Source organism: Herpetosiphon sp. (assembly GCF_003512625.1).
GTDB classification, from domain to species: domain Bacteria; phylum Chloroflexota; class Chloroflexia; order Chloroflexales; family Herpetosiphonaceae; genus Herpetosiphon; species Herpetosiphon aurantiacus.
In genome coordinates this window covers 69,841-86,281 of sequence record NZ_DOPT01000021.1, presented here as the reverse complement: position 1 = coordinate 86,281, position 16,441 = coordinate 69,841, and the positions used below count along the sequence as shown (strand labels likewise).

18 protein-coding genes are annotated in these 16,441 nt (G+C 49.6%); 12 read left to right on the top strand and 6 right to left on the bottom strand.

The annotated features are described in order from the left end of the window. The first annotated feature begins 78 nt into the window (after nt 1-78). From DEF47_RS04995 to DEF47_RS04985, 3 genes are all read left to right on the top strand, one after another. Nucleotides 79-234, top strand: coding sequence for a Flp family type IVb pilin (locus tag DEF47_RS04995; protein ID WP_041304987.1), 156 nt, complete (start codon nt 79-81; stop codon nt 232-234). A 252-nt stretch (nt 235-486) separates the two neighbouring features. Then, complete coding sequence (locus DEF47_RS04990; protein WP_041304985.1) at nt 487-642, top strand: Flp family type IVb pilin; 156 nt, start codon at nt 487-489, stop codon at nt 640-642. A 335-nt stretch (nt 643-977) separates the two neighbouring features. Then, entirely contained in the window at nt 978-1,133 is a 156-nt protein-coding gene (locus DEF47_RS04985; RefSeq protein ID WP_041304983.1) for a Flp family type IVb pilin, read from the top strand. Nucleotides 1,134-1,205: 72 nt separating this feature from the next. Here the strand turns inward: DEF47_RS04985 and mtnP are convergent, their stop codons facing one another. The 5 genes from mtnP to DEF47_RS04960 form a co-directional block, all read right to left on the bottom strand. Next, the gene (mtnP, locus tag DEF47_RS04980) at nt 1,206-2,066 is read right to left on the bottom strand and encodes an S-methyl-5'-thioadenosine phosphorylase (RefSeq protein ID WP_012192428.1); all 861 of its coding nucleotides are present in this window, start codon (nt 2,064-2,066) and stop codon (nt 1,206-1,208) included. Between the two features lie 97 nt (nt 2,067-2,163). Then, nucleotides 2,164-2,556, bottom strand: a complete 393-nt coding sequence (locus DEF47_RS04975; RefSeq protein ID WP_012192427.1) for a response regulator — start codon at nt 2,554-2,556, stop codon at nt 2,164-2,166. A gap of 26 nt (nt 2,557-2,582) precedes the next feature. Then, entirely contained in the window at nt 2,583-4,256 is a 1,674-nt protein-coding gene (locus DEF47_RS04970; RefSeq protein WP_012192426.1) for a sensor histidine kinase, read from the bottom strand. A 3-nt stretch (nt 4,257-4,259) separates the two neighbouring features. After that, nucleotides 4,260-5,333, bottom strand: coding sequence for a PstS family phosphate ABC transporter substrate-binding protein (locus DEF47_RS04965; protein ID WP_012192425.1), 1,074 nt, complete (start codon nt 5,331-5,333; stop codon nt 4,260-4,262). A 160-nt stretch (nt 5,334-5,493) separates the two neighbouring features. Continuing rightward, nucleotides 5,494-5,976, bottom strand: coding sequence for a plastocyanin/azurin family copper-binding protein (locus DEF47_RS04960; protein ID WP_012192424.1), 483 nt, complete (start codon nt 5,974-5,976; stop codon nt 5,494-5,496). 329 nt (nt 5,977-6,305) lie between these two features. Between DEF47_RS04960 and DEF47_RS04955 the strand changes: the two genes are divergently transcribed. From DEF47_RS04955 to DEF47_RS04930, 6 genes are all read left to right on the top strand, one after another. Next, nucleotides 6,306-7,283: an AAA family ATPase gene (locus DEF47_RS04955; RefSeq protein WP_012192423.1), complete on the top strand. Its 978-nt coding sequence runs from the start codon at nt 6,306-6,308 to the stop codon at nt 7,281-7,283. Nucleotides 7,284-7,449: 166 nt separating this feature from the next. Next, entirely contained in the window at nt 7,450-8,337 is an 888-nt protein-coding gene (locus DEF47_RS04950; RefSeq protein WP_012192422.1) for a DUF58 domain-containing protein, read from the top strand. A gap of 10 nt (nt 8,338-8,347) precedes the next feature. Further along, nucleotides 8,348-9,268 carry a hypothetical protein gene (locus DEF47_RS04945; protein ID WP_012192421.1) on the top strand — a complete coding sequence of 307 codons (921 nt, stop codon included), beginning with the start codon at nt 8,348-8,350 and terminating at the stop codon, nt 9,266-9,268. Nucleotides 9,269-9,490: 222 nt separating this feature from the next. Further along, nucleotides 9,491-10,483 (top strand): vWA domain-containing protein, encoded by a 993-nt coding sequence (locus tag DEF47_RS04940; protein WP_012192420.1) that lies wholly within the window; start codon nt 9,491-9,493, stop codon nt 10,481-10,483. Further along, complete coding sequence (locus DEF47_RS04935) at nt 10,483-11,496, top strand: vWA domain-containing protein (protein WP_012192419.1); 1,014 nt, start codon at nt 10,483-10,485, stop codon at nt 11,494-11,496. The genes DEF47_RS04940 and DEF47_RS04935 overlap by 1 nt, the downstream gene beginning before the upstream one ends. Further along, nucleotides 11,493-12,233: a tetratricopeptide repeat protein gene (locus DEF47_RS04930; RefSeq protein WP_012192418.1), complete on the top strand. Its 741-nt coding sequence runs from the start codon at nt 11,493-11,495 to the stop codon at nt 12,231-12,233. The genes DEF47_RS04935 and DEF47_RS04930 overlap by 4 nt, the downstream gene beginning before the upstream one ends. A gap of 3 nt (nt 12,234-12,236) precedes the next feature. On the opposite strand, the gene DEF47_RS04925 is transcribed toward DEF47_RS04930, so the two are convergent. Then, the gene (locus DEF47_RS04925) at nt 12,237-12,818 is read right to left on the bottom strand and encodes a redoxin domain-containing protein (RefSeq protein ID WP_012192417.1); all 582 of its coding nucleotides are present in this window, start codon (nt 12,816-12,818) and stop codon (nt 12,237-12,239) included. Between the two features lie 204 nt (nt 12,819-13,022). On the opposite strand from DEF47_RS04925, the gene DEF47_RS04920 reads away from it, so the two are divergent. From DEF47_RS04920 to DEF47_RS04910, 3 genes are all read left to right on the top strand, one after another. Next, nucleotides 13,023-13,505: a DUF2306 domain-containing protein gene (locus DEF47_RS04920; protein WP_012192416.1), complete on the top strand. Its 483-nt coding sequence runs from the start codon at nt 13,023-13,025 to the stop codon at nt 13,503-13,505. 78 nt (nt 13,506-13,583) lie between these two features. After that, entirely contained in the window at nt 13,584-15,152 is a 1,569-nt protein-coding gene (locus DEF47_RS04915; RefSeq protein ID WP_287045000.1) for a sensor histidine kinase, read from the top strand. A 336-nt stretch (nt 15,153-15,488) separates the two neighbouring features. Further along, nucleotides 15,489-16,424 (top strand): YitT family protein, encoded by a 936-nt coding sequence (locus DEF47_RS04910; protein WP_012192414.1) that lies wholly within the window; start codon nt 15,489-15,491, stop codon nt 16,422-16,424. Nucleotides 16,425-16,441: the final 17 nt, after the last annotated feature.

Below are 16,441 nucleotides of genomic sequence, written 5' to 3'. Positions count from 1 at the left end.
TAGCCTATTGGCATTCAAACTATTGTCGCATACAATCCCTCCATTGTAATTCTACTTCTCTCGTAAGGAGATACCGCAATGTTTCGTTCGTTTTTTGCTAAAGAAGAAGGCCAAGGCTTGGTCGAGTACGCTTTGATCCTCGCTTTGATCGCGATCGTCGTTATCGCCGTTTTGACCTTGCTCGGCCAAAACGCCAACGAAAAATTCCAAACCGTTTCAGACGCGTTGGAATAGTCTCTCTCGTAGACTTCAACAAAAAACCAGCACCACGTGGTGCTGGTTTTTTGTTTAATCGCGGTTAGCATAGGAGTAGCTATATCTCAATCAGCATAGCACTAGTACCCTTATAGCCAGCTAGACTAATGGTGAGCATAAAATCACGCATGATAAACACTCCCTATAGTACTAATAGCCTATTGGCATTCAAACTATTGTCGCATATAATCTGTGCATTGTAATTCTACTTCTCTCGTAAGGAGACACGCAATGTTTCGTTCATTTTTTGCTAAAGAAGAAGGCCAAGGCTTGGTCGAGTACGCTTTGATCCTCGCTTTGATCGCTATTGTTGTTATCGCCGTTTTGACCTTGCTCGGCCAAAATGTCAACGACAAATTCCAAACCGTTTCAGACGCGTTGGAATAGTCTCCCTCGTAGACTTCAACGAAAACCAGCACCAAGTGGTGCTGGTTTTTTGTTTAACAGCTTTACCTAACCAATCAAATTGACTTCCTCATCTGGGCAACACTCCTCAATACACTGAATAGCCGCTAACTCTACATGAAATAGCGACAAATCACTCACGATTATCCCTACTGCGCGATCCTTTCGATAGTGACCATCCAGCATTATAGTTAATAAACATAAAAATCACACATGATAAGTACCATCTATAGTACTAATAGCCTATTGGCATTCAAACTATCGTCGCATACAATCTGTGCATTGTAATTCTATTTCTCTCGTAAGGAGATACTGCAATGTTTCGTTCATTTTTTGCTAAAGAAGAAGGCCAAGGCTTGGTCGAGTACGCTTTGATCCTCGCTTTGATCGCGATCGTCGTTATTGCCGTTTTGACCTTGCTCGGCCAAAATGTCAACGAAAAATTCCAAACCGTTTCAGACGCGTTGGAATAGTCTCTCTCGCGGACTTCAACAAAAACCCAGCACCACGTGGTGCTGGGTTTTTGTTTAATCACGTTTACCACCCTAGCCACGATAAAGCAAGGCCAAACGTTCACGCGCTGCCGCAGGAATCGCTTCTGGAGCAGTCATCACGGCATGGGCCAATGCTGAATGCGCTGGATAAACTGCCGTCGGATCAATCAAGGGAATTAATGCGGCAATTGTCGATTGAGCCGCTGTGACATTACGATTGATTGTTTCAACCACCATCGCTGCCGTTACATTATCATGATCGGGATGCCAGCAATCGTAATCGGTAACCAATGAAAGATTGGCATAGGCAATTTCGGCCTCTCGCGCAAGTTTGGCCTCGGGCAGCAAGGTCATGCCAATTATCGAGCAACCCCAACTGCGATAAAGCTCCGACTCAGCCTTCGTCGAAAACTGCGGCCCTTCCATGCAGCAGTAGGTTCCACCATCATGCACGGTTGTGTTGCTGGCTGAATGCGCCGCTTGGCTCACCAAAGCACTCAAATACGGGCAAACTGGCTCGCCAAACGCCACATGCGCTACCACGCCCTCGCCAAAGAAGGTCGCAGGCCGCACGCCCTTGGTGCGATCAATCGCTTGATCGGGAATAACCAAATGGCCTGGTACCAACTCTTCGCGCAAGCTGCCAACCGCACTGACACCCAAGATAAAACGTACTCCCAATTGTTTGAGCGCATGAATATTGGCACGATAGGGTACTTCTGAGGGGGTAAAGCGATGCCCACGGCCATGGCGCGGCAAAAATGCCACCCGTTGCCCAGCCAAATTGCCAACAATCACAGCATCGCTGGGATCGCCAAATGGGGTTGTAAGTTGTATTTCGCTGCGGTCGGTCAGGGCTTCCATTGCATATAGCCCGCTACCGCCAATAATTCCAATGCTAATTGGTTCCATTGTTGATCCTCCTGTTGATATTGGCCTAGTATAGCAGAGCACACGCCAAATGCCCCATCACCAGCGTGATAGGGCAAGTAGTTATTGATTAAAAAACTTAAGCGCCTAGCGCCAATTGTTTTTCATTTTTTTTTAGATATTGGGCCACTTTACGCACAAGCACTTCATAGTCGATCGGCTTTTCGAGATGATCGATACAGCCAGCCGCCGTGGCACGTGATAGCTCGTTGTAGGTGGTATGCCCAGTTACCGCAATCACCGGAATATGCGAATAGCGGCTTTGGGCCTTCAATTCGGCGGTTGCCGTCCAGCCATCTTTAACTGGCATCGCCATATCCATCAGCACCAAATCGGGAGTGGTATTATGCACTTTATCAAGGGCATCTTGCCCATTTACAGCACTAATCACGCTATAGCCATTCAACGATAACATCTGTTGAAGCAAGAAACGATTATCGCCATTATCATCAACAACTAAAATCATCCCCATGGGAATCCTCCTAAGTTGGTTGGGTATCAGGCCACAGCGCTCGAATTAACCAGTGGCGATGCTGCCATCACCAGCGTAGCTTCAGATTGCTCTGGACATTGAACGGGTATCTGCAATGTAAAGGTCGAGCCAACATTGGGGCAGCTTTCAACACTGATCGAGCCGCCAAGCATCGCTGCAAGTTGCTGACTAAGCGCCAAACCTAAACCAGTCCCGCCATAGGTGCGGGTCGTCGATTCATCGGCTTGGACAAATGGCTTAAACAAACGCCGTAATTGATCAGGAGCCATACCGATGCCAGTATCGCTGACCGCAAATATCAGCCATGGCTCGCCAGCACGTTGCTCATCCCACACGCGCAGGGTCACTGTGCCAGCTTCGGTAAATTTGATCGCATTGCTCAATAAGTTGAATAAAATCTGGCGAATTTTGCCACCATCGCTGTAAATCAGGCTGGTGCTAGCAAATTCAGTCGTCAGTTGATCAAAACGAGCTTCAGCTAAGGGCTGAACAATCCCCATCACTTCATCAACTAAGCTGGCCAATTGCACATCGCCAAGATCAAGGTTCATCTTGCCATGCTCAATTTTGGAGAAATCGAGGACATTTGAAACTAAGGTGAGCAGATGTTTGCCCGCCAAGCGAATTCGCTCAAGCTGTGGCAAAACATCTTCTTGACCTCGCGCTTTGGCTCCGAGATGCAGGAGTTGGGTATAGCCCAAAATTGCATTCAACGGGGTGCGCAATTCGTGGCTCATGGTTGCCACAAACATACTTTTGGCTTGGCTCGCCGCTTCGGCTGCTGCCTGAGCGCGTAAAGCAATCTCTTCGGCCTGCTTGCGCCGAATAATATCCTCGGTCAATTGTTGTTGCACATACAAACTCTCGGCCAGTTCAGCATTGCGCAGTTCAAGCATATCGCGATGTTCGCGCAAGCTGCGCACCATGCTGTTGAAGTTGCTTGCCAAGGTTTGCAATTCATCGCCGCCACGCACTTGCACCGTGCGTTCCAAATCACCACCAGCCACAGCCACGGTGGCATCAGTCAGATTACGAATCCGTCGTGCCGTGCGGGTTGCCAACATCAAGCCAATTGCCCCCGAAAGCAGCACAGTAAAAGCAATTTCGCCATAAATCACCAAACGCGCTGATTCAAAGGTTTGACCAACCGAAACCAAGGCCTCGTTGGCTTGATTTTGGCTCAACTGACCCAAAATATCGGTGGCACTAAGCACATCTTCGTAATAGGGATTGAGGCGATTGAGCGCTGGCTGTACACTGCCAGTATTGCTCAAACGCGCAGTTGGCAAAAATTGTTCATTGGTTTCTTGCACAAAGCGTTGCCAAGCCATCGCCACCGCGTTCAAGGTTTCGCCTTCGACCATAGTGGTATCAAGTTGGCGATATGCAGCAAACGCATTATCCATTTGTTGCTCGAACGCTTGCATTTCGCCTTCGATGCGGGCTTTATCAGCATCACTATTGTTTATAATATATTCAAGCTGCAAGGCATGATATTTTGTGCTGATAAAATTAATCCGATCGCTCAAATCGAGTGAAGGAATGGTAATTTGCTCAATCATTGAGGCTTTTTGAAAAACGTTGCTAAAGCCGTTTAACGCAAAAACACCCAAGGCGATCATCAAGGCCAAGTCGAGGGCAATTGAGCCAAGCAATTTTGTGCGAAAAGAAAGCCGCATCGCTTATTGTCCTTCTAGCTCAAGCAAGCGTTCGATCGAAACCCCGATTTGCGAACCACCCTCGAACAACGAGCCAAGTTTGCGTTGTTGCACGCGCTCTTGGGCAAATTGATAGGCCCGGGCTGGCAAGGGCACATATTTCACGTCAGCCACCACCCGCGCCAAATCACTGAGATAAAAATCAACAAACGCCGCCACTTCAGCCCGATCTAAGGCATCGGCGCGGACATAAATGAAAATTGGCCGCGAAAGTGGTTGATACGAGCCATCAGCAATCGTTTGCTCAGAAGGCAGGACGCAACCATTGCCAGCATCGACCGCAATTAGTTTCAGGCGTTCTTGATATTCGCGATAGTAGGCATAACCAAAATAGCCCAAAGCATTGGGGTCGCCCGCAATATCCTGAGCAATCAGATAATCGTCTTCGCTGCTAATCACGTCGCTACGGCTGGAACCCTCAGTTCCAACAATTGCGCTGGTGAAATAATCGAAGGTGCCTGAATCTTGACCCGCGCCATACAATTGCAAGGTACTGGTTGGCCAAATGGGTCGCAACATACGCCAATTGGTAATAATATTGGTCGCATCCGGCTGCCAGAGCGTGTTCAATTCGGCCACGGTCATACATTCGAGCCATGTATTGCTGGGGTTGGCAACCAACGAGAGGCCATCGAAGGCCACCGGAATTTCCACAAAATCAATCTGGTTGGCGGCACACTCGGCGGCTTCGCTCTGCTTGATTGGGCGTGAAGCATCGGAGATCACCGTTTCGCCAGCACAAAACTTCTTAAACCCGCCACCAGTGCCGCTCACGCCCAATTGCACTTGAACATTCGGCGCAGTCAGGGCAAACTCACGGGCAACTGCCTCAGTAATTGGAAACACCGTGCTAGAGCCATCGATCACGATTGTGCCGCGCAAAGCTGGATTCGCCGTTACTGCAGGAGTTGCTTGAGCGAGGGTGGTTGGTGCGGGTGTTGCTGTCGCGGGGAGGCTTGTAGCCGTCGGTTGGGCGGCAGTTGCACCACATCCAGCCAACGTTACGAGGCAGCAAAGCAAAAAAAATCGTTGTAGCACAGCCCAACACTCCACAAACTATACAGCTTGTAGGGTAGTTGCCAATTGTTAAGTGTTGGTCATATCGAGGTTAAGAATCTCAAAAATCTATGTAGTGAATTAAACCAAAACGCGAATGGGCGTTCCATTCGCGTTGGTTGCTACGAGGCTTACTCGTTGCTTATTTGACGGTCAAAGTGCCCTTCATGCCAGCAGCATAGTGGGCTGGGTAGGTACAGATAAAGCTGTAGGTACCTGGTTGCAAGCTGACGGTGAAGGTATCGCTTGCGCCAGCAGCAATCGTTTTGCTATGACCCAAGGCCTTATCGGCTGGTGGCAAGAAGTCGGGAGCTGAAGCCATCGAGGCATCAACCGCAGCTTGTTCTTCGCCAGTTTTGACAATAACCAGATTGTGGGCCAAAGCACCTGGGTTATTGAAAGTTACAGTTACTTCTCCAGCAGTGGTTTCGGCTGCCGTTGCGGCAAAAGCCAAAGTCCCACCAGCCGCAGCGTCAATCGTCAGAGTCGAGCTACCGCCACCGGTGCTGGGTGCGCTGGTTGCAGCGCCGTTATCTGTTGATGGGGCGGTCGTGGCAGCTTCTCCACCACAAGCAGCTAAAGTTAACGAAACAACAAGCAAGAGTGCAAGACTCAACTTCTTCACGGAAGCATCCTTTCAAACGGTATTCATTAAAACAACCGTTGGCAGCTTGGCAACGGTCGTAAGGCACAAGCTCAGTATACCTGCCCCCACAGGGGATGGGTATCAGGCATTAACCTGATTGTCGTGAACATCACAGCTTGTTTGGTAATTTTTAAGCATTTTGCCTAGGTACAGTAGCCTAGCAGCGGTCTTCATTATTTCTTCATAGCTTAAGTATGGTGAGAATTGGCTTAAACGCAGCTAAAAAAGCGGGTTTTTGGCCCAAGGTTATGGTATTATCGACAACAGAAAAAGATTCGGCTACCCGTTGTTGACGTGCGAGGTTCACCTTGGAAACAAATAGTAGCGATGTACGCCGCGCAGGCGAGGCCTTGCAAAGCCTTGTGGGCGAAGTAGGAAAAATTGTTGTTGGGCAGCGGGCCTTAGCTGAACGCATCTTGATTGGTTTGTTGGCCAATGGTCACTTATTAATTGAAGGTGTTCCAGGGTTGGCCAAAACCTTGATGGTTAAAAGCATGGCCGAAGGGATTCATGCCCAATTTGAACGGATTCAGTTTACCCCCGATTTGTTGCCTGGCGATTTGATTGGCACGCAAATTTACAATCAACGCACTGGCGATTTCTCGATTAAAAAAGGGCCAATTTTTACCAACTTTTTGCTGGCCGACGAAATTAACCGTGCCCCAGCCAAAGTGCAAAGTGCCTTGCTCGAAGCCATGCAAGAGCGCCAAGTGACGATTGGCTCAGATACTTTTAAATTGCCCCACCCGTATTTGGTGATGGCAACCCAAAACCCCATTGAAAACGATGGAACCTACCCCTTGCCAGAAGCTCAAGTTGACCGTTTTATGCTCAAAGTGGTGGTCGATTATCCCACCCGCGAGGAAGAATACGAAATTCTCAATCGCATGACTGGGGCAACCACCCCCAAAATGAGCACAACAATGACGATCGAGGAGCTTGATAACGCTCGCAAGATTTTCCATCAAATTTATATTGACGATCGGGTCAAGCATTATATTTTGGATTTGGTGTTTGCCACCCGTAAACCTGAGCAATATGGCTTGGCCCAAATCAAGCCTTATATTGAATTTGGCGCATCGCCACGGGCCACAATTTTTATGACCTTGGCCGCCAAAGGAGCCGCCTTCTTGCAAGGCCGCGCCTATGTCACGCCCGATGACGTTAAACATATGGCCTTGGATGTGCTGCGCCACCGCTTGATCGCCACCTACGAAGCCGAAGCCGAAAACATCACTTCGGAAAACTTGGTCGCTCAAATTCTCAATCGGGTGCGGGTGCCGTAGCCATAGAACATAGAGCATAGAGCATAAGGGTCAGGATTCAGAGGTCAGAGACTAGTAAGGAATTGACACTGGATTTTGAGAGATGAAACCTTCGCGTGCTTCGTGCTCTTAGCGGTTCCAAGCTTCGTGCACTTCGTGTCCTTCGTGGATCAATTGCGGATACATCATGAACTTACAAGAACTCATGCGCCAAGTGCGCTTCATTGAATTGAAAACGACCAAGTTGGTAACTGGTGTGTTTGCTGGCATGTACATGAGCAGCTTCAAGGGGCGTGGCGTTGAGTTCGATGAAATTCGCGAATACGAGCCTGGCGATGATGTCCGTGCGATCGATTGGAATGTTACGGCGCGGACAGGTCGTCCGTTTATCAAGCGCTTCGTCGAAGAGCGCGAGATGACCGTGATGCTGTTGGTCGATATGAGTGCTTCGGCAGATTTCGGTACCACCCGCAAACTCAAACGCGAACTGGAAGCCGAATTATGCGCAACCTTGGCATTTTCGGCAGTACGCAATAACGATCGCGTGGGCATGCTGCTGTTTACTGAGGAAGTTGAACGCTTTATCCCGCCGCGCAAAGGCCGCAACCATGTGATGCAAATTGTGCGCTCGTTGCTCACAACCGACCCTGAGCATCGCGGCACCAACATCACCAAAGCCTTAGATTACCTCAATAACGTGGTCGAAGGCAAAGCCTTGGTCTTTATCATCTCGGATTTTCGCTCGCTCGATAATTGGATTCGACCGTTGCGGATTACCGCGCGTCGCCATGATGTCGTCGCAGTGCGCGTAGAAGATCCACGCGAACGTAAATTGCCCAAGGTTGGCTTGGTACGGCTACAAGATGCTGAAACCGGCCAAGAGTTGGTCGTCGATTTGCGTAATGAAAAATTACGCGACATGTTTGAAAAGCAGGCCGAAGCTCAGCACCAAAGCCATGTGGCCGAACTACGGGCCTTGGGCGTTGATCATATGAGTTTGCAAACTGATGGGCGTTACGCCGATTCGCTGCAAAGCTTCTTTAATCGTCGGATGAAACGCCGTGAACGCGGCTAGAGGAACAGCTATGGCAAAATTGTGGTGGTTATTTGGATTAAGTTGTTTGCTCTTGATTGCGCCGGTCGCAGCCGCCGAGCCAGCCGTAGCCGTGCGTGCCCAACTCAATCGCACCAAAATTACGGTGGGCGATTTGGTCGAGTACGAATTGCAAGTGACCACACCCAACGGTTTCAAAAGCGAACTTCCGGCTATGCCAACCAAAATGTTTGGCGAATGGGAAGTGCGTGATTGTGCTCCGCTGACTGAAACCAGTGTTGCCGATGGCTTACGCCAAGGCTGGCGCTGCCAATTAACCAACTGGGATGTGGGCATTCATGCCTTTCCAACCCAATTGGTCAAAATAACCAATCCCGATGGAACCACTGGCCGCGCCAATACTCAGCCCGTTAGTGTCGAAGTGGCTTCGGTGCTCGATGAAAACCCTGAAGATATTAAACCATTGAAACCACAATTGATTATGAATGAACAAGCAAATTATTTATTGATTATTGGCCTTTCGCTGTTGGCGATTTTGGTGGCTGGCTTTGCGGCTTGGGCAATCACCTATTTCCGCAAGCATCGGCCAGTGCCAGTTCCGGCCCAAGCGCCGCAACCAGTTCGTGACCCAATTGCGGTAGCCATGGCTGAACTTGAACGAATTGGCGGCTTACGCTTAATCGATCAAGGCCGAATTGTCGAACATTATGCCTTGATTGCTGATGTGCTGCGAACCTTCATCACTGATCGTTTCTCGGTGCCAGCGCTTGAGCGAACCACCAACGAAGTGCGGTTGGCGCTTTCGCACCCCAGCATGCAGCAACGCCGTGATATGTTGTTGCGCTTGCTGGCCGAATCTGATGGCGTGAAATTTGCCCGCCAACTACCTAACCCAATCGAAGCTCACGCCATGATCGATAACGCCCGCCATGCAATTTTGGCGACACGCTGATGAAAAGGCAAAAGTCAGAAGGCAAAGGGCAAAATAGCATCATCATTTTCGATTGCCTGATGCTGGAATTGTTCGATTTCGACTTTTGATTTTTGCCTTCTGATAGATTTAAAAAGTCAGAAAGCGAAGGGCAAGATAGCATCATCATTTTCGATTATCTGATGCTGGAATTGTTCGATTTTGACTTTTGATTTTTGCCTTCTGACTTTACTTGAGTTGCTTATGACATTTGCTTATCCATTGTTATTTTGGTTGTTGCCGATTGTGCCGATTGTCTGGTGGTCGATGTATCGCCGCAGTCGCGGCGAAGTGGTGACCATGCGCTTCTCCGATTTGGGCATGCTGCGTGGGGTCAAGCCGTCGTGGCGGATTCGCATGCGGCCTGTTTTGATTTCGTTGCGAGCGGCGGCAGTTGGCTTATTGGTGGTTGTGCTCACTCGGCCACAATATGCCCAAAGCTCCGAGCGCGTGGTGCGCGAAGGCATCGATATTCAGCTAGCCTTGGATATTTCGCTGAGTATGAAGGCTGGCGATTTCGATCCAAAAGATCGGATTACCGTAGCCAAAGAAGTTATTGCCGAGTTTGTCAAAGGCCGCAAAGATGATCGGATTGGGCTGGTAGTTTTTTCGGGCCATGCCTTTACTCAAGTACCATTGACGCTTGATTACGACTTTTTGCAGAATTTATTGGGTCAAGTGCAAACCGTTCGTCGGCCTGATGGTACAGCGATTGGCCTCGCCTTAGCCCACTCGGTCAATGGCTTACGTAATAGCACCACCAAAAGCAAAGTCGTGATTTTGCTCACCGACGGCTCGAACAATCGTGGCGATATCGAGCCAGCCCAAGCTGCCGAAATTGCCCGCGCTTTGGATGTGCGGGTCTATACGATTTTGGTTGGTAAACCAGGCAATGGTGAATATCCCGTGCATGATCCTTGGCGCGATGAAACCTATTTGATTCCAGCACCAACTGCCGAGGATGAAGTGGCCCTCCGCGATATTGCTGAACAGACGGGCGGGATTTTCTTCCGTGCTGGCGATGAACAAGGTCTGCGCGATGTCTATGATACGATCGATAAAATGGAACGATCACAAGTCGCTAGTGAAAAATTAGTTCGCTACACCGAGGCTTGGCAACCATGGGCCGCCGGAGCACTTTTGCTCTTGATGATTGAAATTTTGCTACGCAATACCATCCTACGGAGTATTGGCTAATGGCACTTGTACCAGCAAATTTATGGCTCTTATTGGTTTTGCTGCCCTTGGCGGGGGTATTCTGGCTGGCTCGGCGTGCCGAAGAACGTGATCGCGCTGCGCTCGGCGACCCCGGATTAATTGCTTCGTTGCTTTCGATGCAGCCTGCTCGCCAACGCCGCATTCGGATCGTCTTGCAACTCAGTGCCGTAGGATTAATCATTGTGGCACTGGCGCGACCAGTTTGGGGCAGCGGCGATGAAACGCTCAAGCGCAGCGGTTTACAAGTGTTAATCTTGCTTGATGGCTCCCGCAGTATGGCAGCTCAAGATGTGCGGCCATCGCGGATCGATGCTAGCAAACGCATGGTTTTAGCGCTGCTTGATCGCTTAGAAGGCAATCAAGTGGGCATGCTGATGTTTGGTTCATCAAGTTATGTGCAATTCCCCTTGACCAGCGACCTTGCAGCTGCTCGCTCTTTGGTTGAGCCAATCAACCCACGCGGGCTTTCGCTCGGTGGAACCGATGTTGAAGAAGTCATCACCGAGGGCTTACGCTCATTTCCAATTGGCCAAATTGAAGGCCGAACCATGATTTTAATTACCGATGGCGGCGATTCCGATGAACAAAGCGATGGCGAAGCAGTTGCCGCCGCCCGCGAAGCCGCCAAAATGGGGCTGACAATTCATACAATTGGCATGGCAACCGAAGCTGGCGGCCAAATTCCAATCTACGATGATCTCGGTAATATTAGCTATGTCGAAGATCAAGGCCAACGGGTGATTAGCAAACTCAATCGACCTTTGCTTGAACAAATTGCCTCAGCCACTGGTGGAACCTACTTCGATGGCAGCACGTTAGATCTTAATCAATTGCAAACAGCGCTTGATCAAAGCGCTCCGGTCGATCTAACTGATCAAACTCGGCGAGTTTACAGCGAGCGCTTCTATATTTTCGCAGGCCTAGCCTTTATTTTATTGGTCGCCGATGTGTTTGTGGGGCGCTTGGAGCAACGAAAGGTGGTAGCAGCATGAAACCTACAACGATTGTTAGCACGGGCTTGCTGTTATTAGCCCTGACTGGTTGCGGCGCACCGTCTGCCGCCGATATTAATGCTGAGGGCAACGCACTCTACGAGCAAGGTGTATATGGCCAAGCGCTCAATCAATATAAAGAAGCGGTCTTGATGGCTCCTGATCGGCCTGAACCACAGGTGAATTTGGGCAATACGCGCTATCAAATGGGCGATTATTTAGGGGCAATCGAAGCCCCAAATAATGCCTTGCAAACTGCCGATGCTGCCACTCAAGCGATTATTTATTACAACCAAGGTAATGCCCATTTTCGGCTAGAGGAGCTTGATGAGGCGATTGAAGCCTATAAAAAAGCCTTACGAATTAATCCCGATGACCTTGATGCCAAATATAACCTTGAGCTAGCCCAAAAAATCCAAGAGCAACAGCAACAACAGCAACAAGCTAGCAATCAACAAGATCCCAATCAGCAGCCACAGGATGGCCAACAAGATCCCAATCAGCAGCCACAAGATGGCCAACAGCCTGAGCCAAACCAAGATCCAAGTGGCGGAGGCCAACCACCGGAACGCCCGCAAGCACCACCATCAAGTATGAACCCTGATGAAGCTGAGCGCCAACTTGATCAATTGGAGCGTAGCGAGGAGCGCAATCGCGAAGATCTGTATGATAATTACGCGGTTGGAGCCGATGGCAACCCGACCGATAGCCAAAGCGGCGATGACGAAGGTTGGTAGCAGTTAAGCCAATTGACGGGCAAAACTGGGATTGATATCTTCAGTGGTGTAAAATCGCTGTTGGGTATATTCCAAGACACTTTGCCACGCTGGGTAGCGATAGATCGGATCGGCGACGTGAATATAACTCGGGGCGGTTGCGCGACATTTGATCAACGCGTGACCGCCATGTTGGGTCAACGATTGACCTTGCCCACCCCCAACCCAATGCCCCTGCAAAAATTGCCAAGCCTGATGCAACATCACCTGTGGGCTAGCCACACTGTATAAACTACCCTCACTAAACCCAGCTGCCCGATAAATTTGGCGCTCTGGATCGCTATAGATTGGGATGGGCAAGCGATAAAGTCGTGCAAAAGCTTGGGCGGCAGCTGGCTCAGCCATCGTTATCACCGCCAAATTAATATCCAACATGCGAAAAGCCGTGGTGTACTCATATAAATCGAGCAAATTGCGCCGACAGACTGCACAACCTGGATGACGCAAAAACACCAAAAGTGCCGCTTGATCGCGCCATAGCGAGCCAAAAGGTAAACTCTGGTTGTAGATATCGCGAATAGCAATCAGGGGTAAGGCCGTATCCATCACTAGGTTCCTCGTGGATTAAAGGTGGAGCATTGGAGATACGATAGCATTGCCCGACACCCAATAGTAGGCAACATTATGGTTAACCTCAACTAGTTCTTTTGATCTAGTTTGGTTGTAACACTTAGTACTGATGGCCTAGCACGCGCACATTGCTAAACTCCAGTCATTGGAATTAGGCTTCTTTACTGGTGAGGTGTGGCAATGTTTCTGATTTTGCATATTATGGGGGCGGTCTTAGCACTTGGCACTGGCTTGGCGGCCCATCGCTGGCCCAACGGCACAACCACCCATCGTTGGATTGGCAAAGGCTATTTATTGGGATGGGTAACCCTCTTCAGTACAGGCATCGTCATTAGTCGGGCAGGAGTTAGTGCGCCCGATGTCCTGAATGGATTGGGAATGGTCTCGGCAACCTTTGCCTATAGCGTGATTTTCTTTCGCAAACGCTTAGGGCGACGCTGGCTACGCCTACACTATCAATGGATGACCCAATCGTATGCCTTTGTGTGTGTCGCAACCCTCAACCAAATTATTGCCCGTAGTGGCATTGAGATTACATTCTGGATTTTCGCGGCTGAAGTTTCTTTACCCTTCTTCATTCTGCCTTATGTGGGTCGCAAGCTTGATCAACGCTATGGTTTTGCCCCTAAATCCAAGCCATTGGGCAATACAGCAAGCAACTAGGCTCAATAATTATCAAATAACGATTGGCTTTTAGCTGGGCGCTAGAAGCCAACGATGCTATAGTATGAGCAGATTTAGGTGAGTAGCTGGTTTATGATGCACCCAGAGCCAATCACAATTGATCAACAAACCCCTCAAGATCGCGTTCACAACCAAAGTTTATTGTGGTCGGGCGTTATTGCCGCCTTGGTAGCCTGTGGTGTGCCACCAATTATTGGATTGAGTGATGGCAGTCTGCGTGGCGTGAATTTGGTTATTTATTTAGGCGCAGCCATTGGTTATATTGGCTTGAAAAGTGTTTTTTGGTTTGAAACACCACTTTGTAACCGTTTTCGCCGCAATCCACAACTGTTAATTAGTGTGGTTTTTGGGCTGGCGGCCTTGATGCAACTGCTTAGCCGCGATTTTACGACCCAACCAATTGCCTTTATGGTTCCAATGGTCTTTATCGCCGGAACCTATCCCTTACCCAAAACCCTGATTATTGCTGGCTTAATTGCAATCTTGATGAGTGGCAGTTTTATTGCCGCAGGCTTGCCACTAACCAGCGCTGGTTTATCAGCCTTATCGAGCCAGATTGTATTGCTCCTGTTTGTTACGCTCTTCGGTTATGTCACCAACCAATCGGTGCTCACCCGCCAAAAAGTCGAGCAACTCGCCCAAGAATTGGCGCAAGAACGCGATTATTTACAACAGCTCAGTGCGATCACCGCCGCATTATCCAGCGAAGTTCAATTAGCTCGCGTTTTAGCCCAAGTAGCTGAGGCAGGCCGCAGTTTGGCCAATGCCCAAGCAGTTACGGTAGCCCTGCTCGAAGATCCAGAATGGCGGATCGTTGCCAGCGTTGGTAGTCCTGATACAAATTTACCAAGCCTTGAGATTATGCTCCACGCCAAAGGTGAAACAATTGGCCGTTTAAATTATTGGAGTATCCAGCCAACCAATGCAGCCTTGCGCCAGGCCTTACAACCATTTGCCGATGCCGCAGCAATGGCAATTTACAATGCCCAACTCTACGAACAAGCGCGTTTCTCGGCAACCTTGGCTGAACGCAACCGCCTCGCCCGCGATTTTCACGATACCTTGGCCCAGCAACTAACCGGCTTGCGCTTACAAATTGAGGCTGGCATGCGCAACCTCCATCAGCCTGAAAAAGCCCAACTACGCTTGCAAAAAGCTTATGATTTGGCCTTGGCAGCCTTGCACGATTTACGGCGCAGCGTCTGGAATTTATCAGCGCCAGCGATTGATGGGCGGGTGCTCAGCGATGTTTTGGCCGAATTGGTTGATACGTTCCATCAGCGCACCAATATTCAAAGCCAATATAGCCACGATGGTCAAGAGCTTACACTGCCCAGCGATGTGGCGATTCAGGTATTGCGCGTGGTCAACGAGGCCTTGAGCAATGTTGAAAAGCATGCCCAAGCCAAGCATGTGGCGATTCGCTCAACCGTCGCCGCCGGCCAGCTGCAAATCACGGTCAGCGATGATGGCCAAGGTTTTGAACTAGCCGCTGTGCAACAAACCGCCAGCGGTGGCTTTGGCCTGACCAGCATGCGCGAACGAACTCAACTCATCCAAGGCTCGCTCTCGATTCAAAGCCAGCCAAGCGCTGGTACGTTGCTGACGCTGTGTTTGCCGTTGTAAACGCTTGGGGGTCGGGGATTGGTTGTCGGGGGCTGGGGTTAGTTTTAATCACGAAGAACACGAAGATGCACGAAGGATCGGAACCACGAAGCACGCGAAGATCGCGAAGGCCTGTTTTTTCGCCACAGATTGCTACCGATTTTTAGGATTATGTTCTATACTCTATGTTCTATGTTCTTTTTGCCTTCTGTCTTTTGCCTTTTGTTTTCATCCCTCATAATTCATCCTTCATCCTTTCAAGGCTTAGGACTAATGGCATAGCTTCATGGGGTTGGAAAATTAATAATTTCGCGGTAGGATAGCGCTATCAACAGCTACCTTGATAGCGAGCCATGTATGCACCACCTTGCTGAGGTGGTCTTTTTGGTTGGTTATCAGCATCTTGAGGTTTTTATGCACCGTTTAGCTATCCGCCGCGAACAAATTCCCGGCATTCTGCGTGATTATTTGGTGATGACGATTGGTACGCTCTGTATCGCGCTCGCCTTGAATATATTTCTCGACCCCAATAATGTAATTTTTGGCGGGGTGACGGGGATTGCCGCCATGCTCAAAACCTTGCTCGGCTTGCCAATTGGCGTAACGTCGTTGGTGCTCAATATTCCTTTGTTCATTATTGGCTTGAAGCGGTTGGGCGGCTTTGTCTTTGGCTTGCGCACAATTTTCGCCACAGTGATGCTCTCAGTTTTTATTGATCTAACGGCCAATCGGGTAGGTCAGTTTGTGCAACGCGAACCATTGTTATACATCGCTTATGGAGCTTTGCTCAGTGGCATTGGCACAGGTTTGGTCTTGCGGGTTGGCGGTACAACTGGTGGGGTCGATATTGTGGCTCGCTTATTACAGCAATGGCGTGGCATTCGCCCAGGCCAATCGATGCTGATTTCAAGCGTTGTGGTGTTCGGCGCGGCTGGTTGGATTTACGGCGCAACTCCGGTGCTGTATGCTTTGTTGCTAGCCTTTATCGAAACCCGCGTGATCGATATTGTGTTAGAAGGCTTCAGCGATGGCCGTTCAGCCTTGATTGTTTCCGACAAACCTGAGGCAATTCGCGATGCTGTGTTGCACGATCTTGATCGGGGGGTGACCATGCTCGAAGGCCGTGGCGGTTATAGTGGCCGCGAACGGGCTGTGTTGATGTGTGTCATCAGCCAAGCCGAAATTACAATTCTCAAAAAGATGATTTACAACATCGATCCACGGGCCTTTGTGGTAATGACGGAGGCAGTTGAGGTGTTAGGTGAGGGCTTCCGGCCAGCCAAAGCCGAATAAAAAATCACCCGCCGAAG

Excerpts from the sequence above, each read along its gene's own strand:
- DEF47_RS04995 (WP_041304987.1), top strand. The coding sequence starts at position 79 with ATGTTTCGTTCGTTTTTTGCTAAAGAAGAAGGCCAAGGCTTGGTCGAG.
- DEF47_RS04990 (WP_041304985.1), top strand. The coding sequence starts at position 487 with ATGTTTCGTTCATTTTTTGCTAAAGAAGAAGGCCAAGGCTTGGTCGAG.
- DEF47_RS04985 (WP_041304983.1), top strand. The coding sequence starts at position 978 with ATGTTTCGTTCATTTTTTGCTAAAGAAGAAGGCCAAGGCTTGGTCGAG.
- mtnP (WP_012192428.1), bottom strand. The coding sequence starts at position 2,066 with ATGGAACCAATTAGCATTGGAATTATTGGCGGTAGCGGGCTATATGCA.
- DEF47_RS04975 (WP_012192427.1), bottom strand. The coding sequence starts at position 2,556 with ATGGGGATGATTTTAGTTGTTGATGATAATGGCGATAATCGTTTCTTG.
- DEF47_RS04970 (WP_012192426.1), bottom strand. The coding sequence starts at position 4,256 with ATGCGGCTTTCTTTTCGCACAAAATTGCTTGGCTCAATTGCCCTCGAC.
- DEF47_RS04950 (WP_012192422.1), top strand. The coding sequence starts at position 7,450 with ATGAACTTACAAGAACTCATGCGCCAAGTGCGCTTCATTGAATTGAAA.
- DEF47_RS04945 (WP_012192421.1), top strand. The coding sequence starts at position 8,348 with ATGGCAAAATTGTGGTGGTTATTTGGATTAAGTTGTTTGCTCTTGATT.
- DEF47_RS04940 (WP_012192420.1), top strand. The coding sequence starts at position 9,491 with ATGACATTTGCTTATCCATTGTTATTTTGGTTGTTGCCGATTGTGCCG.
- DEF47_RS04935 (WP_012192419.1), top strand. The coding sequence starts at position 10,483 with ATGGCACTTGTACCAGCAAATTTATGGCTCTTATTGGTTTTGCTGCCC.
- DEF47_RS04930 (WP_012192418.1), top strand. The coding sequence starts at position 11,493 with ATGAAACCTACAACGATTGTTAGCACGGGCTTGCTGTTATTAGCCCTG.
- DEF47_RS04925 (WP_012192417.1), bottom strand. The coding sequence starts at position 12,818 with ATGGATACGGCCTTACCCCTGATTGCTATTCGCGATATCTACAACCAG.
- DEF47_RS04920 (WP_012192416.1), top strand. The coding sequence starts at position 13,023 with ATGTTTCTGATTTTGCATATTATGGGGGCGGTCTTAGCACTTGGCACT.
- DEF47_RS04910 (WP_012192414.1), top strand. The coding sequence starts at position 15,489 with ATGCACCACCTTGCTGAGGTGGTCTTTTTGGTTGGTTATCAGCATCTT.